We start from the raw sequence: 23175 nt of genomic DNA, 5'->3' as shown, positions 1-23175 counted from the left end.
TGTAATGGATGAAATGTGAAAGTTCCGTAGGAACGACAAATATTGTAGCAACGGATTTTAAACCGTTGGCATAGGCATAGTAACAAATCATAAAACAACAACAAATATGGCAAATACCTATCATCAAGTTTACATTCAGGTTGTTTTTGCGGTAAAATACCGAGAAGCAGTTATTGCAAATGAATGGAAATCAATATTGTTTGGTGTAATTGGTAATTTGATAAATGAAACGGGATGTAAAACTATTATTGTAAATGGAGTTGAAGATCATGTTCATTGTTTCTTAGGTCTTAAACCAGTAGTTTCAATCTCGGAACTAATGAAAACCGTTAAAGCAAAATCTTCAAAATATATTAATGACAATCATTTGACAAAGTCAAGGTTTGAATGGCAGGAAGGTTATGGTGTTTTTTCTTATGGACATTCACAAATTAATGGGGTCTATAAATACATCGCCAATCAAGAAGAACATCATAAGAAAAAAACTTTTAAGGACGAGTATTTGGAGTTTTTAGATAAGTTCGAAGTCCCGTTTGATGAAAGATATGTTTTTGAAGAGTTGATATGAACCGAGCCTATGGCTCTTTGTTGTTTATGGCAGGCTGGATAAACTGGACTAAAGTCCAGCCTTACAAAATGTGCCGAGCCTCTGGCTCTTATCTGTGCGAAAAGTCCCGTAGGGACGGTGCATTTTGTAGCAACGGATTTCAATCCGTTGGCATAGGAGGGACGGTGCATTTTGTAGCAACGGATTTCAATCCGTTGGCATAGGAGGGATGGTGCATTTTGTAGCAACGGATTTTAATCCATTGGCATAGGAGGGATGGTGCATTTTGTAGCAACGGATTTTAATCCGTTGGCGTAGGAACGATGATGTATTTTGTAATGGATTTTAATCTTTGTAATTTTAATCCGTTGAGGAATTTTTTGGTCATTTTTTACCAATTCACACCTTTTAATTTATAACAATTCTAAAGCATAAGTTGATATAAATCGCAAAGAATTCTTTCTACAATTCTTATATTTGGGGTTCTAAAAAAACCTCATATTATGGACTTTATATACCAGGATCCTTATCCCATTTTAAAAGACGATACCCAATACCGCAAAATCACTTCCGATTTTGTAAAAACAGAAAATCTAGGAGACAGAGAAATCTTGACGGTTGACCCAAAAGGGTTGGAATTATTAGCTCAAGAAGCCTTGAAAGACGTTTCGTTTATGTTGCGAACGGCACATTTAGAAAAGCTAAAAGCCATTCTTGACGATCCAGAAGCAACAGATAATGACCGTTTCGTGGCTTACAATTTATTACAAAATGCAGTGGTGGCAATTGAGGGAGAATTACCTTCTTGTCAAGACACCGGAACAGCGATTGTAATGGCCAAAAAAGGCGAAAATGTATATACGGGAGTGGATGATGCCGTATGGCTTTCAAAAGGGATTTTTAATACGTATCAAGAAAGAAATCTTCGTTATTCCCAAATTGTACCTATCAGTATGTTTGAAGAAAAAAACTCAGGTTCTAATCTTCCGGCACAGATTGATATTTATGCCAAAAAAGGAGCTTCTTATGAATTTTTGTTTTTAGCAAAAGGGGGGGGGTCTGCCAACAAAACGTATTTATACCAACAAACGAAATCTTTATTGAATGAAAAATCAATGGATGCTTTCATTCGTGCCAAAATAATGGACTTGGGAACTTCGGCTTGTCCACCGTATCACTTGGCTTTTGTAGTGGGAGGAACTTCTGCCGAAGCGAATTTAGCTGCGGTTAAGAAAGCATCAGCAGGTTATTTTGACAATCTTCCTACTTCAGGAAATATGGCTGGTCAGGCTTTCCGCGATTTAGAATGGGAAAAACGAGTGCAAATTATATGTCAAGAAAGTCATATTGGAGCCCAGTTTGGCGGTAAATATTTCACGCACGATGTTCGAGTAATTCGTTTGCCACGTCACGCTGCCTCTTGTCCGGTTGGATTGGGAGTTTCCTGTTCTGCCGATAGAAATATCAAAGGAAAAATTACCAAAGACGGTATTTATGTAGAACAATTGGAAGTGAATCCAAAACGTTTTTTGCCAGAAACTGCACCACATTTAGAACCAGCTGTCGAAATAGATTTGAACCAACCAATGGCTGACATTCTTAAAAAATTATCTCAATATCCAATCAAAACCCGTTTGAAACTAAACGGAACTTTGATTGTGGCTCGTGATATTGCCCACGCCAAAATCAAAGAATTATTGGATGCCGGTAAACCAATGCCTGAATACTTTAAAAATCACCCAATCTATTATGCAGGACCTGCGAAAACACCGGAAGGAATGGCTTCAGGAAGTTTTGGGCCAACAACTGCGGGTAGAATGGACGTTTATGTAGATGAATTCCAAAAAAATGGAGGAAGTATGGTAATGCTTGCCAAAGGAAACAGAACGAAAGAAGTGAAAGATGCTTGTCAAAAATATGGTGGATTCTATTTGGGTTCTATTGGAGGCCCAGCGGCTATTTTGGCAAAAGAAAATATACTTTCTGTTGAAATAGTTGATTTTGAAGAATTAGGAATGGAAGCTGTTCGTAAAATCACGATTAAAGACTTCCCAGCTTTCATTATCACTGATGATAAAGGGAATGATTTCTTTGAGAATTTGTAAAGTTTAACCGCTAAGGCGCAAAAGTTTTTACTTCGTCCGTTCGACTTTCAGTCTCGGGTCGCAAGGTTCACAAAGAATATTTTTACCGCAAATTCGCAAATTATTTCAAAGTTTTTGAGATTTAAAATTTGCGAATTTGCGGTTTCTTTTTTTTAATTTATTACCATTTCAGGAATTTCTCCTTCGATAATCAAAGTGGCTTCGGTGGAAGCGATGATGTGTTCTACGGAAACACCCGGCGCACATTCCAAGAGTTTAAAACCTTTTGGGGTTACTTCTAAAACGGCTAATTCGGTGACCACTTTTTTTACGCAACCAACGCCTGTTAATGGCAAAGTACATTTTTTTAGAATTTTTGATTCTCCGGCTTTGTTGACGTGCATCATTGCCACGATAATATTCTCGGCCGAAGCCACTAAATCCATCGCGCCTCCCATTCCTTTGACCATTTTTCCCGGGATTTTCCAGTTGGCAATATCACCGTTTTCGGCAACTTCCATTGCGCCAAGAATCGTCAAATCGACGTGTTGCCCGCGAATCATTCCGAAACTCATAGCCGAGTCAAAAAAACTGGCGCCTTTCAAAGTCGTAATGGTTTGTTTTCCGGCGTTAATTAAATCAGCGTCTTCCTCGCCTTCAAATGGGAAAGGTCCCATTCCCAGAACGCCGTTTTCGCTTTGAAACTCCACGTCGATTCCTTTTGGGATATAGTTGGCCACCAGAGTGGGAATGCCGATTCCGAGGTTTACAAAATAATTATTTTGAACTTCTTGGGCGATGCGTTTGGCGATGTCTTCTTTTGTTAAAGCCATAATTTTATGTTTTGAACCATTAAGAAATTAAGAATCTTTAAGTTTTTGAATTGTATAAGAAATAAAGGAATTGGGTCGATATTTTTTATTCTAAAATCAGTTTGCAATTGCTACAAATATTATATTTTTTCGAAATATTCTCCTTTAAACTTATATGTTATTTTATTTTTTGTGATTTTTCCATCTTCATTTATTAAAGGAATTTTAATTGTTTTATTCATCTTGTCATAAATCAAATCAATATAATCTCTACTTTCAACACCATCCTTTCTATCTCTATTTGATAAACTAGAGAGGTCGACTTCATAACCTAAAGTGTTTTTTATACCACTTTTTGTCTTTATGAGTTTAGCATTTTCATTTAATTTTCCATTTTCAATTGAAAATATTTTTGCTTCATAAAGATAAACTGCGCTACTTCCCACACTAACGCTATTGGTAATATAATAATGCTTGTTTTTCACTTCTACTTCATTGATTTCATAAAAGCTACAACCATTATCCTCTTCATCTTTTTTATTTAATTTTGAATATACTTTTCCATCAATATTGTATTGAAAAACATTTCTGTAAAATTGCATAGAGCCTCCTCCAAAAGTATTCCAGGTATAGATTCTAAAAAGATCATCTGGAGAAGAAATTACATTAAGACCTACTTTAATTTTATTAAAATTATGAGTTAATGTTTTGGGGTTTTTTGAAGTGAAGTTTAAAATTAATTTTTCAAATTCTTTGTTATATTTGGCTAATGAATCATAAGAATTTTCATTTTGGCTGTCACTCCAAAATATTCTTTTTTCAATCAAATTATTTAATTTTTTTTCAAGTGAATTGAAATCTTGACTAAAAAGAGTGCCTTTAAAGAGGATAAAGAATATTAAAATAAATTTTCTCATTAATGTTTAGCTTTTAATTATTTTTATTATTTGTTTTTTTTTCGAACTGAACACCGCGACTGAACACTGAACACTATTTTTTCCTCACAGTTCTCTGCTCAATCCTCTTTTCGTATTGCTCCCCTTGAAAAATGCGTTGCACGAAGATTCCGGGAATGTGAATTTGGTTGGGATCTAATGTTCCGGCTTCGACTAGTTCCTCGACTTCGGCAATGGTGGTTTTTGCTGCACCAGCCATACAGGGATTGAAATTTCGGGCAGTTCCTTTGAAGATGAGGTTTCCTGCGGTGTCGCCTTTCCAAGCTTTTACAATGGCAAAGTCAGCTTTGAAAGCGAGTTCCATTACGTGCATTTTTCCGTTGAATTCTCGGGATTCTTTGCCAATGGCAACTTCGGTTCCGAAACCTGCCGGCGTGAAAAAAGCGGGAATTCCGGCTTGCGCCGCGCGACATCTTTCTGCCAAAGTTCCTTGCGGAATTAATTCCACATCGAGTTCGCCAGAAAGCATTTGGCGTTCGAATTCGGCATTTTCTCCCACGTAGGAAGAAATCATTTTTTTGATTTGTTTCTTTTGCAACAATAATCCAAGACCAAAATCATCGACACCGGCATTGTTGGAAATGCAGGTTAGATTGTTGGTTTCCTGTTTGACGAGTTCTGCAATGGAGTTTTCGGGAATGCCGCACAGACCGAAACCGCCGAGCATAATGGTCATTCCGTTTTCGATTCCTTGGAGTGCTTCTTGAACGTTGTCTACTTTTTTGTTGATCATAATAATTAGCCGTTAATTGATCCTTCTGAATTTAATGGGTTCAAATTATTTTTAACCATTAAGATATTAAGGTTATTAAGTTTGATGTAAATTATTTCTAAAAACAAATGCCTTAGCCCAGATGGCAGCGATATCCTTTTTATCCTGATTTTTTGCGGGATAAAAAGATTTAGCGAACAGCTGGAAATAGCTCCTTACTTAAAAATTCTCAACAACAGCTTTGCCTCATTCTTCGCAAATACTGCTACAATCCAAATTCATCGGTATTTTGTTCAACATCGGTGCTGTCTTTTACTTTTGGGGCAGTATAACAATCCACTTTTATGGAAAGATTTGGAGGTCTGTCGAAATCTGATTTGGAAACTTTTAGATTTTCATCGGCATAGCAAAGTTTCATAAAATATCCCCAAACGGGTAATGCAGCCGTGGCACCTTGGCCATAAGTCATGCTTTTGAATCGTGCCGAACGGTCTTCGCATCCTACCCAAACTCCGGTTACAAGATTTGGAACCATTCCCATAAACCAACCATCAGACTGGTTTTGTGTGGTACCGGTTTTTCCCGCGATTGGGTTTGTAAATAGATAAGGATAACCTGTCCATCGATTGTCGCCGCTTCCGCCACCTTGTGTTCGCAATCTTGTTCCTGAACCTCCCTCGGTAACGCCTTCAAGCAATTTGATGACCGCAAATGCGACATCTTTATTTAAAACATCATGTGATTCAGGTATTGGTTCGTAGATTACCACGCCGCTTTTGTCCTCTATTCGGCTAATGAATTGGGGCTTGATGTAAACTCCTTGGTTAGCAAAAGTACTGTAAGCGGCCACCATATCTTCGACGGTGACGTCAACCGCACCAAGCGCTATGGAAGGTTGTGCAGGAATATCGGATTTTATTCCCAATTTGTGCGCCAATTCGACCACGGCTTCAGGACCTACTTTGTCTATTAATTTTGCGGAAATGATGTTGATGGAATTTGCCAATCCCTGTTTCAGGGTTACCATTCCACGGTATTTATTGTCGGAATTTCTTGGTTCCCAATCTTCGGTTACGTGATGACGCCCTTTGCGAATGATAAATGGACCATCGATAATGGTGTCGCAAGGTGACATGCCTAATTGTTCAATGGCAGTGGCATAAACAAATGGCTTGAAAGTGGAGCCCACTTGTCTGGCTCCTTGTCCCACGTGATCGTACTGAAAATATTTGTAGTTGATGCCGCCAACCCAAGCCTTGATACCGCCAGTTTGAGGATCCATTGCCATTAAACCTGATTGCAAGAAATGTTTGTAATATCGAATGGAATCCAATGGCGTCATAATGGTGTCTCTCTCGCCTTTCCATGTGAAGACCGTCATTTTAGTTTTTATGCTAAAAGTTTTTATTATTTCCTCATCACTTTTTTCTTGTTCTTTTAAAATGGCCCATCTGCTCGATGATTTCATTGCCTGATTTAGAATGCGTTGGGTTTCTGCCTCAGAGATGTTTACAAAAGGGGCGTTTTTGTTTTTTTTCGATTGAAGAAAAAATTCTTCCTGAAGGTTTGCCATGTGGGCTTCTACAGCTTCTTCGGCGTGCAATTGCATTCTTGAATCTATGGTGGTATAAATTTTCAAGCCATCTTTATAGATGTTATAATCGGAACCGTCAGGTTTTTTATTTTCTTCCACCCATTTCTTCATGTAGTCACGTAAATATTCTCTGAAATAAGTGGCTGTTCCTTCTCGGTGACTTTCCAATTTAAAATGCAAAACGATGGGTTCGCTTTGTAATTTTTCTTTTTGGGATTGTGTAATAATGTGATTTTTTGCCATTTGTGCAAGCACCACATTTCTGCGGTTTTTTACGCCTTGTGGATTTCTGACAGGGTTGTACAAACCGGAATTTTTAAACATTCCTACCAGCATTGCCGATTCGTCTATGGTCAAATCCTTGGGTTCTTTCGAAAAATAGGTTTTTGCGGCTGAACTAACCCCCACTGAGTAATTTCCAAAATCATATACATTGCAATACATGGCGATTATTTCGCTTTTGGTGTATTGTCTTTCCAGACGGATGGCAATGATCCATTCCTTGATTTTTTGTACAATTCTGAAAGGCAAAAATTTGGAACCTTCGCCGTGAAATAATTGTTTGGCCAACTGCTGCGTCAGGGTGCTGGCACCACCGCTTGTTCCCAAGCTGGCAATTGCTCTTAAAGTTCCTCTGCCGTCTATTCCTGAATGTTCGTAAAAACGTTCGTCTTCGGTAGCTACAAGGGCTTGCACAAAATTTTTAGGCAAGTCGGAATACTTTAATTGAGACCTGTTTTGCTCAAAATATTTACCTAGAATCACTCCATCTGACGAGATAATCTCGGTGGCCAAATTAGAATCTGGATTTTCTAAATCTTCAAAGGAAGGCATTGAACCAAAAAGTCCCCAAGAGGCAAATAAGAAAAACACTAATATGGTTCCCAAACCATAAAAGAAAATTTTCCAAAATTTCTTTTTATAATAGTTTATGTCTTTTTCGGTATTTTTTGCCTGATGTTTGTTTTTTTGAGTTGCCATAATAATGTCCTAATCTATTTTTTCTATTCTAAAACCCACTTCCGTAATTCCTTCCAAAGTCGTAACCCCAGGGATTTTTCCGTTCTCCCTGACCGCTTGTTTTATGTGAACTTTATATTTTCCGTTCAATTTTATATTTTCTTTGTAAAACAACTTGCTTTCCTTTATATCCGAAAACCCATCACCCAGCAAGGTTCCGTCTGGATTTGCCATTTGGTATTCGAGGGTATCGACTTTTGTAAATCCGTTTGGTTTTTCCATTGCCACAATTAAAAAGAGATTGTTGTATTTATAGTTGTTGTTATCTCTCAAATTTACAAATAAATTATACCGTTTTGTCGAATCTAATTCAGGTAAATTGAAAGTTACAATACTGTCTTTATGCCACGCGTTTCCGACGGATTGGTACTCGTCAAAAACTCTTTTTTTATCACATGAAAAAAAGAGTATCATAACCAAAAGCAGTAATGCACTATTCTTTATTCTCATTTTTAGTGATAATTATGGGTTTTCTTGCCACTGCCGGTTTTTCATTTGTAACCTTTGGTTTCGCGTTATTGTTTGGCTTATTATTGTTATTGCTGCTCTGTTTATTATTATTTGCAACAATAAGATTCTCCCCTACTGGTTTGCGTTTTTTATTTGGTTTTTTCTTTTTCTTTGGTTGGTCAAAACGGGTTAAACTTTCCTGACCCATCGCATTATTAAAGTGTTTTTCCGGTTCTTGAATAAGTTCAATGGCAAAATCTTCAAGAGAAGCCACTTTGTTTTTGAGCTTGTTTTCGGCAACGATCTCTTTGACTTGTTCAATTTTCAGCATGTGCCAATTAGCAAAATCATTGGTGTAGGCAAACCACATCATTCCTTTGAAAATGTCCTGTTTTTGACAAATAGCTTCCCCTTTTTCCGTTATTAACTTGGTGTCAAAGTCAGGAAATCCTTTTAAGGCATCCATATAAGTGTCGAGCTCATAATTCAGGCAGCATTTTAATTTTCCGCATTGTCCAGCCAGTTTTTGTGGATTCAAGGACAGTTGTTGGTAACGCGCCGCCGAAGTGTTGACACTTCGAAAATCGGTTAGCCAAGTGGAACAACACAATTCCCTGCCGCAAGATCCAATTCCGCCCAAACGAGCCGCTTCTTGTCGAAGACCTACTTGTTTCATTTCGACTCTGGTGCTGAATTCTTTCGCAAAGTCTTTGATTAAAAGTCTAAAATCGACTCTGTCATTGGCAGTATAATAGAAAGTGGCTTTCGACCCATCTCCTTGAAATTCAATGTCGGAAATTTTCATTTCCAATTTTTGGGCAATCGCCAATTCACGAGCACGAACTTTCATTGGCTCTTCTTTAGCTCGGGCAACAGACCAAATATCAATATCTTTTTGAGAGGCTTTTCTGTATATTTTAGGAATGTCATTACTGGTATGATTAACTCCTTTTTTCTTCATCTGGATTCTTACTAATTCACCTGTAAGAGTCACAATTCCTATATCATGTCCAGGGGCAGCTTCGGTAGCCACAATGTCTCCCATACTTAGGGTCAGTTTTTCGGAATTGCGATAAAATTCTTTTCTGCCATTTTTGAAACGTATTTCGACACAGTCAAAAGGGGCTTCTCCATTGGGTAAACTCATATTGGAAAGCCAGTCGAAAACCGTTAATTTGTTGCAGCTATCGGTGCCGCAAGTCCCATTATTTTTACAACCCTTCGGTGCGCCACCGTCAGAAGTTGAACAACTTGTACATGCCATAATTATATATGTAGTGTTGTGACGGGCACAACTTAAGTTCTTAAAACGTTTAGATGGTAAAGATAGTATTTTTTCGGGTTAACTTACAAAGGTTGAAAACAGCAAAGGTTTAGCGTTTTTATAATAAAAAACCCATTAGATTTAAAAACGTAATGGGTTAAATTTAAGTATATTGGGATGGATTAATTTAAAATTAGGATGATTTTTTAGATTTCTTTCACCGTAATTATCTTTACCGGGCAGGCTTTTGCGGCCAAATCACAACTCTCGACAATAGTATGGTCGTAGGATTTTAAAGTAAAAAAACCTTTGGCATTTTGGGAATGAATCAAAACCGATTTTCCGTCTTTCTTGGACATTTGGAATTGTACTGGCGCCATTTCAACGCAATAATTGCAGCCAATACATTTTGCTCTTTGTAGTGTTACAATGACCATTAGGCTTCCACTATTTTATATAATTTGTCCGACATTCGAATTCGGAACGGCAATTTGAAAGTACAATCGTCTCCTTTTGTGGCTTTTTCTGCCGCGGCATCATTCACGTACATTTCCTCGATGATCATTTCTTGGGCACCAGTGCTTGGGCCTGTAACAAGGATTTTGTCTCCAATTTTGATGTCGTAGGCTTCAATTTTGAATTCTCCAATATTGGCTTTTGGAAAATAATGGGTTCCTTTCCCCACATAGACTTTCTTCTGCGTTGCCATTGATCCGGAAACATCGCTCCATTCTCCCAATTCCTGTCCGAGATAATAACCCGCCCAAAAACCGCGATTATAAACGGTATTTAACGCTTCCATCCAAACCGTGACTTTTTCTTTAGAAAATGTTCCTGCATAATAACTGTCAATCGCATCGCGATACGTTTTTATAACGGTTGCCACATATTCCGGAGCACGACCGCGACCTTCAATTTTCAAGACTTGAATACCCGAATCAATCACTTGGTCCAAAAAATCTATCGTGCATAAATCCTTTGGCGACATTAAATATTCGTTGTCAACTTCAATTTCAAAACCTGTTTCCTGATCGATAACGGTGTATTTCTTGCGGCAATTTTGTTTGCAAGCACCGCGATTTGCCGATGAATTATCAGAATGCAAACTCAAATAACATTTCCCGGAAACCGCCATACACAAAGCACCGTGGCCAAAAATCTCGATTTCGACTAAATTACCGCTTGGTCCCTTGATTTGTTCTTTTTCGATTTGTTCCGTGATTTTTTTCACTTGTCGCAGACTCAATTCCCGAGACAAAACCATAGTATCCGCAAATAAACTGTAGAATTTTATGGTCTCGATATTGGTAATATTCAACTGGGTCGAAATATGAACTTCCATCCCTATGTCTCTCGCCATGGCAATTACGGCTTGATCCGAAGCAATCACTGCGGTTATATTGGCCTCTTTGGCTTTCGCCAATAATGTTTTCACGACCGACAAATCGTGATCGTAAATTATGGTGTTTAATGTCAAATAGGTTCTGATTTTTTTGGCTTCGCAACGATTGGCAATTTCCTGTAAATCATCCATTGTGAAATTTACCGTGGCTCTGGCACGCATATTCAATTGTTCTACTCCAAAGTAAACGGAATCAGCACCGTTATCAATTGCCGCTTGAAGCGATTCGAAGTTTCCGGCGGGAGCCATTAGCTCTATGTTATTGGTTGCAGTCATTTTTGATTTTTCTTATATTGTATCCAACGGTTGAAACCGTTGGTTATGGTATTGTGTTTTTTATAATCGTTTTTCAACTATCGCCCACGGTTTCAACCGTGGGAAACGTATTGCATAAAACTCATTGATTTTTCAATCATTAGAATTGTTCAATTCGTGTAATTTTATAAATTCATCAAATTCATCTTGGCTATTTTTCTTAAGATGATGTTGTTTCTGATTTTTTATATAATTATAAACAACTTTTAGCTGGGATTCACTCACTGAATAAGCGGCATAACCTGTTTGCCAAGCAAATTTTTTAAGGATTAGATTTTCTCCATTTATTGAATGAGAAGAACTTCCTTTTATTTGTTTTATCACATCTGCAATTGATTTTTGTGGGTTTAACAAAAACAAAGCGTGAATATGATCCGGCATACCGTTAATGATTCTAACTGGACATCCAACTTCTATTAATTCCTCGCGGATATAATTATAAACTTGTTTCTCTATCGAAAAATCTATTAATTCCTGACGATTTTTGGTTGCCCAAATGGCGTGAATCCATAATTTATTAAAAGAATGTGGCATAATACGTTTTTATTATCTCCTCCAACGGTTGAAACCGTTGGCTATTGTTTTGCGTTACTTTTACTATAGCTCACGGTTTCAACCGTGGGAAATTATTCGATGATTTTATACAATTTATCAGACAATCGAATCCTAAAAGGCAATTTAAAAGTACAGGTATCGCCAGGAATTGCTTTTGCCGAAGCAATTTCATTGACAAACATTTCTGAAAGTATCATTTGTTGTTCGCCAGTTGTGGAACCTTTGATTAGGATTTTATCGCCAACTTTGATTTCGTTTTCTTCAATTAAAAACTGACCGATATTGGCTTTTGGATAAAAATGAATCCCTTTCCCAATATAGATTTTCTTGACCCGAGCGTTAGCGAACTGGCGAAGCATTTTAGGTTCTTTTTTAACTGTGGTTTTAGGTTCTTCAGCCACGAAAACACTGTGACTTTCCAGATTATTTTTGTAAGTCAAAACGTCAGATTTTCCTTTTTTGAAAATTTTGTTTCCATTTTTAATCCCCCTGCGAATGGCTTTTTGTTCCTCTTCCGGCAAGTGAATTACCTCCACACATTCCGAAGAACAACAACCTTCCATAGCCGTTTTGCATTCCTCACATTGGATAAAAAGCAAATGACAACCTTCGTTCACGCAATTCGTATGCACATCGCAAGGTTTTCCGCATTGGTGGCATTGCGACACAATATCGTCAGTAATTCTTTCTCCCAAGCGGTGGTCAAACACGAAGTTTTTCCCGATGAATTTACTTTTCAATCCTTCGGCTTTTACTTGTCGCGTGTATTCTATGATTCCACCTTCTAATTGGTACACATTTTCAAAACCTTTGTGTTTGAAATAGGCGCTGGCTTTTTCGCATCGAATGCCGCCTGTGCAATACATCAAAAGGTTTTTGTCTTGCTTGTGTTCAGACAATTGCTCCTCGATAATGGGTAAACTTTCTCTAAAGGTATCCACATCGGGTTTGATGGCGTCGGTAAAATGTCCTATTTCGCTCTCGTAGTGATTTCGCATATCGACCACAATCGTATTTGGATTTTTAAGTAATTCATTGAATTCCTTGGCTTTCAGATGAATTCCAATATTGGTTACATCGAAAGTTTCGTCCACTAAACCATCGGCAACGATTTTGTCACGGACTTTTATGGTGAGTTTCAGAAAGGAATGATCATCGTGTTCAACGGCAATATTCAACCGAATGTCTTTCATAAAATCGTATTTTTCAATAGAATCTTTAAAGGCATAAAAATTATCTGCCGGAAGCGATAACTGGGCATTTATTCCTTCATTGGCAACGTAAATTCGCCCTAAAACATCGAGTGGATTCCAAGCCAGAAATAATTCGTTCCTGAATTCGGTTGGATTTGGTAATTGCGCATAAGCATAGAAAGACAACGTGAGTCGCTGTTTTCCGGCATCATCAATCATAATGGCTCGCTCTTCTGCGCTTAAAGTGTTGTACAGTTGCATGCTATAAACAGTTAAGTTGAGAAAATTATTTTTGCAAAAGTAAAGAAAGTTTGCCGCAAAGCAGCAAAGATTCAATCAAAAAACCCTTTCAGGATTCAAAACGCTGAAAGGGTTGAAAATATAAAAACCACGAGTAATCGTGGTTTTTATTGCAATTTTTAATGAATTAACAATACTCGTCGAAAGCGTCTTTCAGGTTTTCGGCAATTAATTCAGCTGGTCGACCTTCGATGTGGTGACGCTCTAACATATGAACTAATTCGCCATCTTTGAACAAAGCAATACTTGGCGAAGACGGAGGGAAAGGGAACATAAATTCTCTTGCAGATGCCACGGCTTCTTTATCAACTCCTGCAAAAACAGTCACTAAATGATCTGGTTTTTTAGCATTGTCTAAACTCATTTTTGCTCCCGGACGTGCATTTCTGGCAGCACAACCACAAACGGAGTTGACAACCACAAGAGTTGTTCCTTTTGCTTTCATTGCTTTTTCAACGGCCTCGGCTGTATGTAATTCTTGAAAACCTGCAGTCGTTAATTCAGCTTGCATTGGTTTTACCATTTCTTCTGGATACATATTTTTTAATTTAAAGTTTATTGTTTTTTTGTTTGCCCCGATGTTTCGGGATTGCAAAGTTACAAAGTTTTCGTCTTTTGAAATATGCAAAAGAGATAAAGATTTGTTATAGTTATATAATCATAAATAACTTTTGGGAGCTAATGATTTAGTTTCGTCTAAAAATTTTATTTGATTGATAAAAATAATTATATTTGTTTCCAAATTAATGTGTTATGAACAAATCATTGGGGGAAGTAAACCAATCGGTGGCAACCCAAAATATGAAAACAGGATTCAGAAAAATATTGGCTTTTTTTGGGCCGGCATATTTGATTAGTGTTGGTTATATGGATCCGGGAAATTGGGCAACCGATATTGCCGGCGGAAGCCAGTTTGGTTATGCCTTGCTTTGGGTTTTGTTGATGAGCAACTTGATGGCCTTGCTTTTGCAAAGTTTGAGTGCGCGACTAGGAATTGTAACCCAACGCGATTTGGCGCAAGCTTCAAGAGAAACCTATTCGAAATTCATTAATTACATTCTCTATATCCTTGCCGAAATTGCCATCGCTGCCTGCGATCTTGCCGAAGTGTTGGGAATGGCAATCGGGATTAATTTATTGTTTGGAATTCCGTTGATTCAAGCGGTGATGATTACTATTTTGGATACTTTTTTATTGTTGTTTCTCATCAATAAAGGCATCCGAAAAATGGAAGCTTTCATCATTGCTTTGGTTTTGATAATTGGAATTTCGTTTATTTTCGAACTGTTTTTTGCCCAGCCAGAAATGGGAAAAGTAATTTACGGTCTGATTCCCTCGATGCCAAATTCGGCAGCGCTTTACATAGCCATCGGGATTATAGGAGCCACGGTTATGCCGCATAATTTATACCTTCATTCGTCATTGGTACAAACCCGAAAATTCGACCGAACCGCCGCAGGAATCAAGCAAGCCTTAAAATATAATTTGATTGACAGTACGATTGCCTTGAACCTTGCCTTTTTTGTAAACGCCGCAATTTTGATTTTGGCGGCAGCCACATTCTACAAAAACGGAATGTTTAATGTTGCCGAAATTCAGGATGCCTACCAATTTATGCAGCCAATGCTGGGAACAAAATGGGCGCCAATATTGTTTTCGGTTGCCTTGATTGCGGCAGGTCAAAGTTCCACAATTACGGGAACATTAGCGGGACAAATCGTTATGGAAGGCTATCTTAATTTAAGAATTCAGCCTTGGGTGCGAAGGATAATCACCCGATTAATTGCCATTGTTCCGGCATTAATTGTTATTACGATTTTTGGCGAAGGCATAACAGGAAAACTCTTGATTTTGAGCCAAGTCATTTTGAGTTTGCAATTGGGTTTTGCCATTATTCCGCTCATTCATTTTGTGAGCGATAAAACCAAAATGAGAGGTTTTCATATTAGCAAAACTACCCAAATTGTTTCTTGGACCGTTGCTTCGATCATCATTTTACTTAACGTCAAACTAGTTTTTGACGAAATTAAGGACTGGCTTGAAATATCCGAAAACCCTGTTGTATTATGGTTGACGGTTGTTCCGCTGGCGATGGGATTTCTGATTTTGTTAATTTATATTATTTTGAAACCGTTTATTACCAAGGCAAAACAGGATATTCAAAACCATTCGCCACACAATTTAAAATTGCAATTTTCTAAAATGGGAACGTATAACAAAAAGAATATTGCCGTTTCAGTCGATTTCTCTTCCGCCGATGCCGTTGCCATAAACAACGCTTTTGAGTTGGGCGGAATGGAAGCAAAATACACCTTGATTCACGTCGTGGAAACCGTGGGGGCTATGGTTTACGGCAAAAACATTGAGGACCATGAAACCTTGATTGACGCAAAATTATTGGCCGAATACAAGGAAATGCTTTCGGAAAAAGGATTTAAAGTAAAAACTAAATTAGGATTTGGCAAACCAAACAAAGTAATTCCGGAAATTATCAATAACGGAAAATTCGATGTTTTGGTGATGGGAACCCACGGTCATACCGGCATCAAGGATTTAATTTTCGGAACAACCGTTGACAAATTGCGACACAAGATTTCGATTCCGTTGTTTATCGTAAAAATATAATGTTTAACCGCAAAGAACACAAAGAAGGCACAAAGGGCACAAAGTTTTATCGAAAATTTAAGACAAATATTTTCAAAATAAAGATGTTTTTAACTTTGTGAACTTAAATTTACAAACAAAAGTAAAGAACTTTGCGACTTTGCGGTAAAAATTTCATTATAAACACTTGCCAAAATCAAAAATCTTATGACTTTTTCAGAAGAAAATTATCTTAAAACCATCTATCACCTGACCGCCATTTCAGATGCCGAAGTGAGCACGAACGCCATTGCCGAAAAGATGGAAACCAAGGCTTCATCAGTGACGGATATGCTTAGGAAACTGGCCGAAAAAAACTTGGTAAACTATAAAAAATATCAAGGAGTTTCCTTGACCGAAAAAGGGAAACTGACCGCCAAAATGATTGTCAGAAAGCATCGTCTTTGGGAAGTTTTCTTGGTTGAAAAACTAGACTTTTCCTGGGACGAAGTGCACGATGTCGCCGAACAGTTAGAACACATAAAATCCGAACAACTCATTAATAAACTCGATGATTTTCTGGGCAATCCCACCGAAGATCCTCACGGCGACCCAATTCCGGATGCAAAGGGAAGAATTGTTAAAACGGAAAAACAGTTACTTTCGGATTTAGCTGTAAACCAAATGGGGATTTGTGTTGGAGTGAAAGATTCTTCGTCCCAATTCTTGAAATATTTGGACAAACAGGAAATCGCTTTGGGTTCAAAAATCGAAATCATCTCCAAAGAAACTTTCGATTCTTCCACGAAAATAAAAGTGAATGCTAAAGAATTGACGATTTCGCATAAAATAGCGACGAATCTTTTTGTGAAGGTCGTTTAACCGCAGTTGCAGTCGTCACCGCAGTTTTTGTCGGTTTTTTTCTTTTTGAAAAAGAATTTCCTGACCAAAAAAGCAACTGCAATTCCAAGGGTTAGATAAGCTAAAATTTCTTGTACCATTACGATTTATTTTAAAATTTGGTAAGCGATCAATGCTACAATATAGGCAAAACTGCTCATAAAAACGAGTTGGCCCAACGGCCATTTCCAACTGTTGGTTTCCTTTTTCGTGATTGCCAATGTACTTGCACATTGCATTGCAAAAGCATAAAACAACAGCAACGAAATCCCGGAAGCAAAATTGAATATTTTCTCCCCGGTTTCGGGATTAATTTCGGCCTTCATCTTGTTCTTTATGGTGTCGTCATTATCGCTTCCGCCGACGCTGTAAATGGTTGCCAAGGTTCCCACAAAAACTTCCCTTGCCGCAAACGAGCTGATGATGGCAACGCCAATTTTCCAATCGTAACCCAAAGGCGAAATAGCGGGTTCGATGGTTTTTCCCATTATTCCAATATAGGAATGTTCTAATTTATAGGAAGCGACCTTGTTTTTTAGTTCCAATTTTGACAAGTTCTGATTCTCGATTTTTGACATAAGAATCGCTTCGGCATCATTGAATTTTTTGGTTGGACTATTGGATGCCAAAAACCATAAAACTACTGATATTGCCAAGATAATTTTTCCGGCTCCAAAAACAAAAGCCTTGGTTTTTTCGACCACATTTATCGCCACGTTTTTGAACATCGGCAATTTGTAGTTGGGCATTTCGACTACAAAGAAGGTTTTGCAATTCAATTTCAGGACTTTATTTAGAACATAAGCCGAAAGAATCGCCATTCCAAAACCAATAAGGTACAACAACATCAAGGTCAATCCCTGCAAATTTAGAAAGCCAAAAATAAATTTGTCGGGAATTACCAACCCAATAATAATGGCGTAAACCGGCAATCTCGCCGAACAAGTGGTAAACGGGGTCACTAAAATCGTGATCAATCTTTCTTTCCAGTTTTCTATGTTTCGCGTTGCCATAATCGCCGGAATGGCACAAGCAGTTCCAGAAATAAGAGGCACGACACTTTTGCCAGAAAGTCCAAATCTGCGCATAATTTTGTCCATCAAAAAGACCACACGACTCATATAACCGCTTTCTTCGAGAACGGAAATGAATAAAAACAGAAAGGTAATTTGAGGAATAAATATCAAAATTCCGCCAATTCCAGGAATAATTCCTTGCGAAATTAAATTGGTGAATGCTCCGGGCGGCAAGTTTTCGTTTGCCAAAGTGCTTAGTGTTGCAAAAGTTCGGTCAATGAAATCCATTGGGATTTTTGACCATTCAAAAATCGACTGGAAAATTCCGAATAATATGAAAAAGAAAATCAGGTAACCCCAAACTTTATGTGTGAGCACTCGGTCGAGCTTGCTTCTGAAATCCGTGGCCAATGCGGAGTCAATTTTTTGACCAATTTTTAAAGTTTCATTTATGAATTGATACCTTTTAACGGTTTCCTTTTGTTGCAATCTTTTCAGCTCGGAATTGGTTTTTGTAAACGAATTGTTTTCGAGCGATTTTCGGTTCAAATCCACAAAATTTACGTCTTGTGTAATGACGAGCCAAAGCTTGTATAAAGACTGGTTCGGGAATGTTTTTCGAAGAGTATTGAAGTAAACTTCGTCTATCGATGAAGCATTTAAACACGGTTCGGTGGGAAGCGTTTCGTATGCGGTAATCATTTTTTTCAGTTCTTCAAAACCCAAACCTTTTCGGGAACTTACCAGTGCTATCTTGGTTTTTAACTGCGTTTCTAAATAGGGAATGTCTAATGAAATTCCTTTTTTATCCATTCTGTCAATCATGTTGATGACTAAAATGGTCGGAATTTCCAAGTCTTTTATTTGGGTAAAAAGCAATAAGTTTCGCTTCAAATTTTCTACTTCGGCAACCAATAAGACGACGTCGGGATAAAGAGAATGTTTCTTGTTGAGCAAAAGTTCGATTACCACATTTTCATCGACAGAGCTGGCGTTCAAACTATACGTTCCGGGAAAATCAAGCACATTTGCCTTGACATTGTCGGGCAATTTGCAAAAACCCAATTTTTTTTCGACAGTGATTCCAGGATAATTTCCCACTTGCTGGTTCAATCCGGTAAGCTGGTTAAAAACCGAAGTTTTCCCCACGTTTGGATTCCCGATTAAAGCGACATTGATGGTTTGCTTGCTCATTTCAACTTATTTTGCAATAATTTCAACTTCAATTTCACGAGCAGTTTCGATACGAATGGCAAGATGAGAACCATTTATATCTAAAAACAGAGGATCACCAAAGGGCGCGATTTGGAGCAGTTCGACCTGATTTCCAGGCAAACATCCCATTTCCAATAGTTTTAACGGAATGGCTTCTACATCAAAATCCTTGATGATGGCTTTGTCTCCTTTTTTTAGGTTGGCTATTGTAGTTCGCAATTCTTATTTAGATTGAATTTAGATTACAAAAGTACAGATAAAAAAAGAATATTAAGTGACAATTATCAGGTTTGCTATTTTTTTTCGTCTTCCAAAAGCCAATTTATATCCTCGATTAGTCTTTGAATTTCTTCCTTTTTTGTCCCGTCATAAAAGCCGCGAACGCGTCTTTTTGAATCGACAAGGACAAAATTTCCTGTGTGAACCATATCATAGAGTTGATCTGGTTTTCCTTGTTTTACCGCCAAATAGGATTTACGTGCCATTGTGTAAATCTCTTTTTTGTCTCCGGTAACTAGGTTCCACTTGTTGTCATCTACGCCGTATATTTTGGCATATTCTTTCAAAACTGAAACACTGTCAATTTCTGGAAAAACGGTGTGCGATAGCAACATCACCTTTGGATTATGAAGAAAAGCTTTTTGCACATCTATCAAGTTGGTTGTCATTTTTGGACAAATGGAACCGCAAGTCGTGAAGAAAAAATCGGCAACATAAATTTTGCCTTCATAGTCTTTTTGGGTGATGGTTTTTCCGTTTTGATTGGTAAATGAAAAATCAGCAATCGTGTGGTATTTGCTTATATATTGAACAGTAGTGTCGACCAATTCCGGGTTTACATCTGCCGGATTGTATATAGGCAGGGTTTTCGCCGGCTTCAAAGCCATATAAAAAAAATAAAGCGTAACAGCGGAAAAAACTAAAAACCCAACTATGAATTTTCGGTATCTATAAAGAATTGATTTCATATGTAGATTTTTATTTGTTTTTTTAATGGTCATATGTAATTCGCATTTAACTTTTTTAAGATTTTATCGAATTTACGGAATGCTCATTTCATAAAAATGATTTGGTGCAAAATTACGAAAAGGACATTTGTTTCAAATTAAATTAACACAATGTTTTTTTAAAGGAATTAATCTTTTATTTGAAATATTATGAATAGTTTTGTGATAATAACTAAACCATTAAAATAGATGAAAATACACTTTAAAAAACAGCTTTTTTTTGTAATTCCTGTAATCATTGGATTTACAACAGCCAATGCACAAAATGCTCCGGCAAAGAAAGAACCGGGCATTAATGTTTCTTATATGGATACGAACGTAAAGCCAAATGACAATTTTTTTAGGTTCGTAAACGGAAATTGGCTAGACAAAACCGAAATTCCCAGTGACAAAACTTCTTGGGGAAGCTTCAATGAATTGCGTCAAAAAACGGATAAAGATGCCTTGGATATTTTGAAAGAAGCCGCAACGAATCCAAAATACAAATCAAATACAGATCAAGGAAAATCAGTAAATCTGTATAAAACCATTATGGATACCGTTGCCAGAAATAAACAAGGGTTATCTCCACTAAAACCGTATTTGGCAAAAATTAATGCAGTAAAAAACGTCAAGGATTTACAAGCATTATTAATAGAGATGGAACCTATTGGCGGTATAGGGTTTTTTGGTGTTGGTATTGGTTCAGATGCTAAGAACAGCAACAGAAATGTGATAACTGTTGGCCCAGGAAGCCTTGGTTTGCCAGACAGGGATTATTATGTTTCTGACGATAAGGATTCTAAAGAAAAAAGAGATAAATATGTTTTGCACGTGGCTAGAATGTTGCAATTTTTAGGCGAAAAACCACTAAAAGCAAAATCAGATGCTACTACAATTTTGGCATTGGAAACTGAGATGTCAAAACCAAGATTTGATAGAGTTGAGCGAAGAGACCGAAGAAAATCATACAATCCAATGACGGTTAAAGATTTGGGAAAACTTACGCCTTCCATTGATTGGAATGTATATTTAAACAATATTGGTTTAAAAAATGTAGATTCTTTGGTTGTTTCACAACCAAAATACATGACTGCTTTAGAGACTATTTTCAAAGAAAATAAGGTTGAAGGTTGGAAATCGTATTTGCGTTGGACTTTATTAAACAAATCGGCTGGAAGTTTGTCAACAGCTATAGAAACAGCAAACTGGGAATTTTACGGTAAAACATTAACTGGTGCCATCAAACAAAGACCTCGTGACGAAAGAGCTTTGCAAGTCATTAATGGAACAGTTGGGGAAGCACTTGGAAAATTATATGTGGAGAAAATGTTCCCTGAAGAAGCCAAGGTTAAAGCCAAAAAAATGATTAAAAATATCATTGCGGCTTACCAAAACAGAATCAATAATTTAACATGGATGTCGCCAGAAACAAAGTTAAGCGCCATTGAAAAACTACATAAAGCAACGATAAAAATTGGTTATCCGGACAAATGGAAAGACTATTCCGCCTTGACTTTAAACAGCCCGGAAGAAGGAGGAACGTATTTTGATAATTCAAAAAATATTTCTCGTTGGAACTTTCAAGAAGATTTAAATAAACTTAATAAACCCGTTGATAAAACAGAATGGCACATGTCACCACAAACGGTAAATGCCTATTACAATCCATCGTATAATGAAATTGTATTTCCAGCGGCTATTTTGCAACCCCCGTTTTACAATTATCAAGCTGATGAAGCGGTAAATTATGGAGGAATTGGAGCCGTAATTGGTCACGAGATTTCTCATGGATTTGATGATTCCGGATCACGTTATAATGCCGACGGAAACCTCGTTGACTGGTGGACAGCAGGCGATTTGAAACAATTTACGGCTTTAACAGGCGCACTTGCAGATCAATACGGTGCTTTGGAACCACTGCCGGGAGTTCATGTTGACGGGAAATTTACGTTGGGAGAAAACATAGGCGATTTAGGAGGGACAAATGCCGCTTATGATGGATTGCAGCTTTATTTAAAAGAGAATGGAAACCCGGGATTAATCGACGGTTACACACCGGAACAGCGTTTCTTCATTTCTTGGGCAACAGTTTGGCGTACTAAAACGCGGGACGAAGCCATAAAAAACAGTATAAAAACGGATCCACATTCACCAGGAATGTACCGCGCTTATGTGCCGTTGCAAAATCTGGATACTTTTTATGAAGCTTTCAACCTCAAGCCAGGCGACGGGATGTATATTGCTCCCGAGAAAAGAGTGAAAATCTGGTAATAAAAATTTGTTATAATAGAAATTCCCAAGTGTGAGCTTGGGAATTTTTTTGTTTTTGGAGGATTACAATTCATTACATCCTCGCTTTCCGTATCGAATAATTGACCATATACAATCCGCCCAAAGTCACTGCGCCACCTATGGCAATAGCCATTGTGAGAGGTTCTCCAAAAATTATTGCCCCCAAAAGAACGGCTACAATAGGATTGACGTAAGCATAAATACTGTTTATTTCCGGAGGGAGTCTTTGTAGCATATAGATATAAGCAATAAAGGATAAAACGGAACCAAATACCACTAAATAGGCAATCGCCCACCAGGAATTTGCCGGAATTGAACTTATGGGAACACTTGTTCCAGTTGCGCCTGTAATGGTAAAAAGTACGGTACTTGAAATCAGCATTTGTAATCCAAGACTAAAATAAGGATTGAAAGTGGCCGCTTTTTTCTTGGTATATAAACTACCAAAAGCCCAACTTATCGTTGATAGTATCGAAAGTAAAATACCAAATCTAAAATCGGGATTTATGAAGTCGTTTAGATGATCATAAAAAATAACACAAACCCCACCGAAGCTAACAATTAGACCAAACACGGCCAATCGCACCAGTTTTTCGCCTCTAAAAACGGTGATTATCACGATCCATAATGGGAACACTGCATTGATAATGGCGCCCAAACCGCTACTGATGTATTTCACCCCCCAGGTGCTCAGTCCATTACTTAATGCAAAATTAAGGATGCTTAAAATGATGATTGTTTTCCATTGTTTTCCTTTCGGCCAAGGCGCTTTTTTATACAAGAAGTAGCCAACATAAAGGGATCCGCCAATAAATTGTCGGATGCCGGCAAGTTGCAAAGCGGGCATATTTCTCACGCCTTCTTTCGAGGCAATCCAGGTAGTCCCCCAGAAAAAGCACACCCAGCACAAGGCGATTATTGGTAAACCAATAGCGTTTACTTTAGATGATACGGCATTTTGTATTTTGGCTTTCAC

20 protein-coding genes are annotated in these 23175 nt (G+C 37.7%); 5 read left to right on the top strand and 15 right to left on the bottom strand.

Translation table 11 applies throughout. From position 1 onward, the window contains the following. The first annotated feature begins 106 nt into the window (after positions 1-106). Both tnpA (B2145_RS14105) and B2145_RS14100 read left to right on the top strand, forming a co-directional pair. Positions 107-568 carry an IS200/IS605 family transposase gene (gene tnpA, locus B2145_RS14105; protein WP_291103497.1) on the top strand — a complete coding sequence of 154 codons (462 nt, stop codon included), beginning with the start codon at positions 107-109 and terminating at the stop codon, positions 566-568. A 482-nt stretch (positions 569-1050) separates the two neighbouring features. Then, positions 1051-2652 (top strand): fumarate hydratase, encoded by a 1602-nt coding sequence (locus B2145_RS14100; RefSeq protein WP_291103494.1) that lies wholly within the window; start codon positions 1051-1053, stop codon positions 2650-2652. 152 nt (positions 2653-2804) lie between these two features. Here the strand turns inward: B2145_RS14100 and B2145_RS14095 are convergent, their stop codons facing one another. From B2145_RS14095 to B2145_RS14045, 11 genes are all read right to left on the bottom strand, one after another. Then, positions 2805-3464, bottom strand: a complete 660-nt coding sequence (locus tag B2145_RS14095; protein WP_291103491.1) for a CoA transferase subunit B — start codon at positions 3462-3464, stop codon at positions 2805-2807. A gap of 119 nt (positions 3465-3583) precedes the next feature. Further along, on the bottom strand, positions 3584-4360 hold the full coding sequence (locus tag B2145_RS14090; protein ID WP_291103489.1) for a hypothetical protein: 777 nt from the start codon (positions 4358-4360) through the stop codon (positions 3584-3586). 73 nt (positions 4361-4433) lie between these two features. Then, the gene (locus B2145_RS14085; RefSeq protein ID WP_291103486.1) at positions 4434-5132 is read right to left on the bottom strand and encodes a CoA transferase subunit A; all 699 of its coding nucleotides are present in this window, start codon (positions 5130-5132) and stop codon (positions 4434-4436) included. Positions 5133-5376: 244 nt separating this feature from the next. Further along, positions 5377-7686, bottom strand: coding sequence for a penicillin-binding protein 1A (locus B2145_RS14080; RefSeq protein ID WP_291103483.1), 2310 nt, complete (start codon positions 7684-7686; stop codon positions 5377-5379). Positions 7687-7695: 9 nt separating this feature from the next. Further along, positions 7696-8175, bottom strand: coding sequence for a gliding motility lipoprotein GldH (locus B2145_RS14075; RefSeq protein ID WP_291103480.1), 480 nt, complete (start codon positions 8173-8175; stop codon positions 7696-7698). Beyond that, positions 8159-9439 (bottom strand): PSP1 domain-containing protein, encoded by a 1281-nt coding sequence (locus tag B2145_RS14070; RefSeq protein ID WP_291103477.1) that lies wholly within the window; start codon positions 9437-9439, stop codon positions 8159-8161. The genes B2145_RS14075 and B2145_RS14070 overlap by 17 nt, the downstream gene beginning before the upstream one ends. 206 nt (positions 9440-9645) lie before the next feature. Beyond that, complete coding sequence (locus tag B2145_RS14065) at positions 9646-9876, bottom strand: ferredoxin (RefSeq protein ID WP_291103474.1); 231 nt, start codon at positions 9874-9876, stop codon at positions 9646-9648. Continuing rightward, positions 9876-11117 carry a peptidase U32 family protein gene (locus tag B2145_RS14060; protein WP_291103472.1) on the bottom strand — a complete coding sequence of 414 codons (1242 nt, stop codon included), beginning with the start codon at positions 11115-11117 and terminating at the stop codon, positions 9876-9878. Before B2145_RS14060 ends, B2145_RS14065 begins: the two co-directional genes overlap by 1 nt. Positions 11118-11249: 132 nt before the next feature. Next, entirely contained in the window at positions 11250-11690 is a 441-nt protein-coding gene (gene tnpA, locus B2145_RS14055; RefSeq protein ID WP_291103470.1) for an IS200/IS605 family transposase, read from the bottom strand. A 92-nt stretch (positions 11691-11782) separates the two neighbouring features. Further along, positions 11783-13165, bottom strand: a complete 1383-nt coding sequence (locus tag B2145_RS14050; protein ID WP_291103468.1) for a rhodanese-related sulfurtransferase — start codon at positions 13163-13165, stop codon at positions 11783-11785. Between the two features lie 166 nt (positions 13166-13331). After that, complete coding sequence (locus B2145_RS14045) at positions 13332-13742, bottom strand: BrxA/BrxB family bacilliredoxin (protein ID WP_291103467.1); 411 nt, start codon at positions 13740-13742, stop codon at positions 13332-13334. Between the two features lie 215 nt (positions 13743-13957). Here B2145_RS14045 and B2145_RS14040 point away from each other — a divergent pair, with 215 nt between their 5' ends. Together B2145_RS14040 and B2145_RS14035 are read left to right on the top strand one after the other, a co-directional pair. Further along, positions 13958-15829, top strand: a complete 1872-nt coding sequence (locus tag B2145_RS14040; RefSeq protein ID WP_291103466.1) for an Nramp family divalent metal transporter — start codon at positions 13958-13960, stop codon at positions 15827-15829. Positions 15830-16015: 186 nt separating this feature from the next. Then, entirely contained in the window at positions 16016-16669 is a 654-nt protein-coding gene (locus B2145_RS14035; protein WP_291103464.1) for a metal-dependent transcriptional regulator, read from the top strand. Between the two features lie 125 nt (positions 16670-16794). On the opposite strand, the gene feoB is transcribed toward B2145_RS14035, so the two are convergent. The 3 genes from feoB to B2145_RS14015 all read right to left on the bottom strand — a co-directional run bounded on the left by feoB (position 16795) and on the right by B2145_RS14015 (position 19886). Beyond that, positions 16795-18897: a ferrous iron transport protein B gene (gene feoB / locus B2145_RS14025; RefSeq protein ID WP_291103458.1), complete on the bottom strand. Its 2103-nt coding sequence runs from the start codon at positions 18895-18897 to the stop codon at positions 16795-16797. A 6-nt stretch (positions 18898-18903) separates the two neighbouring features. After that, positions 18904-19137 carry a FeoA family protein gene (locus tag B2145_RS14020; protein ID WP_291103455.1) on the bottom strand — a complete coding sequence of 78 codons (234 nt, stop codon included), beginning with the start codon at positions 19135-19137 and terminating at the stop codon, positions 18904-18906. Between the two features lie 74 nt (positions 19138-19211). Continuing rightward, positions 19212-19886, bottom strand: a complete 675-nt coding sequence (locus tag B2145_RS14015; protein ID WP_291103452.1) for an SCO family protein — start codon at positions 19884-19886, stop codon at positions 19212-19214. A gap of 228 nt (positions 19887-20114) precedes the next feature. Here B2145_RS14015 and B2145_RS14010 point away from each other — a divergent pair, with 228 nt between their 5' ends. Continuing rightward, positions 20115-22178, top strand: coding sequence for a M13 family metallopeptidase (locus tag B2145_RS14010; RefSeq protein ID WP_291103449.1), 2064 nt, complete (start codon positions 20115-20117; stop codon positions 22176-22178). A 73-nt stretch (positions 22179-22251) separates the two neighbouring features. Here the strand turns inward: B2145_RS14010 and B2145_RS14005 are convergent, their stop codons facing one another. Continuing rightward, positions 22252-23175 (bottom strand): DMT family transporter, encoded by a 924-nt coding sequence (locus tag B2145_RS14005; protein ID WP_291103677.1) that lies wholly within the window; start codon positions 23173-23175, stop codon positions 22252-22254.

Origin of the sequence: Flavobacterium sp. UBA5153 (assembly GCA_002413745.1) — a bacterium.
In the GTDB taxonomy this organism is placed as follows: domain Bacteria; phylum Bacteroidota; class Bacteroidia; order Flavobacteriales; family Flavobacteriaceae; genus Flavobacterium.
Note: the sequence above shows the minus strand (reverse complement) of the source record. Positions and strands in the feature narration are given on the sequence as shown.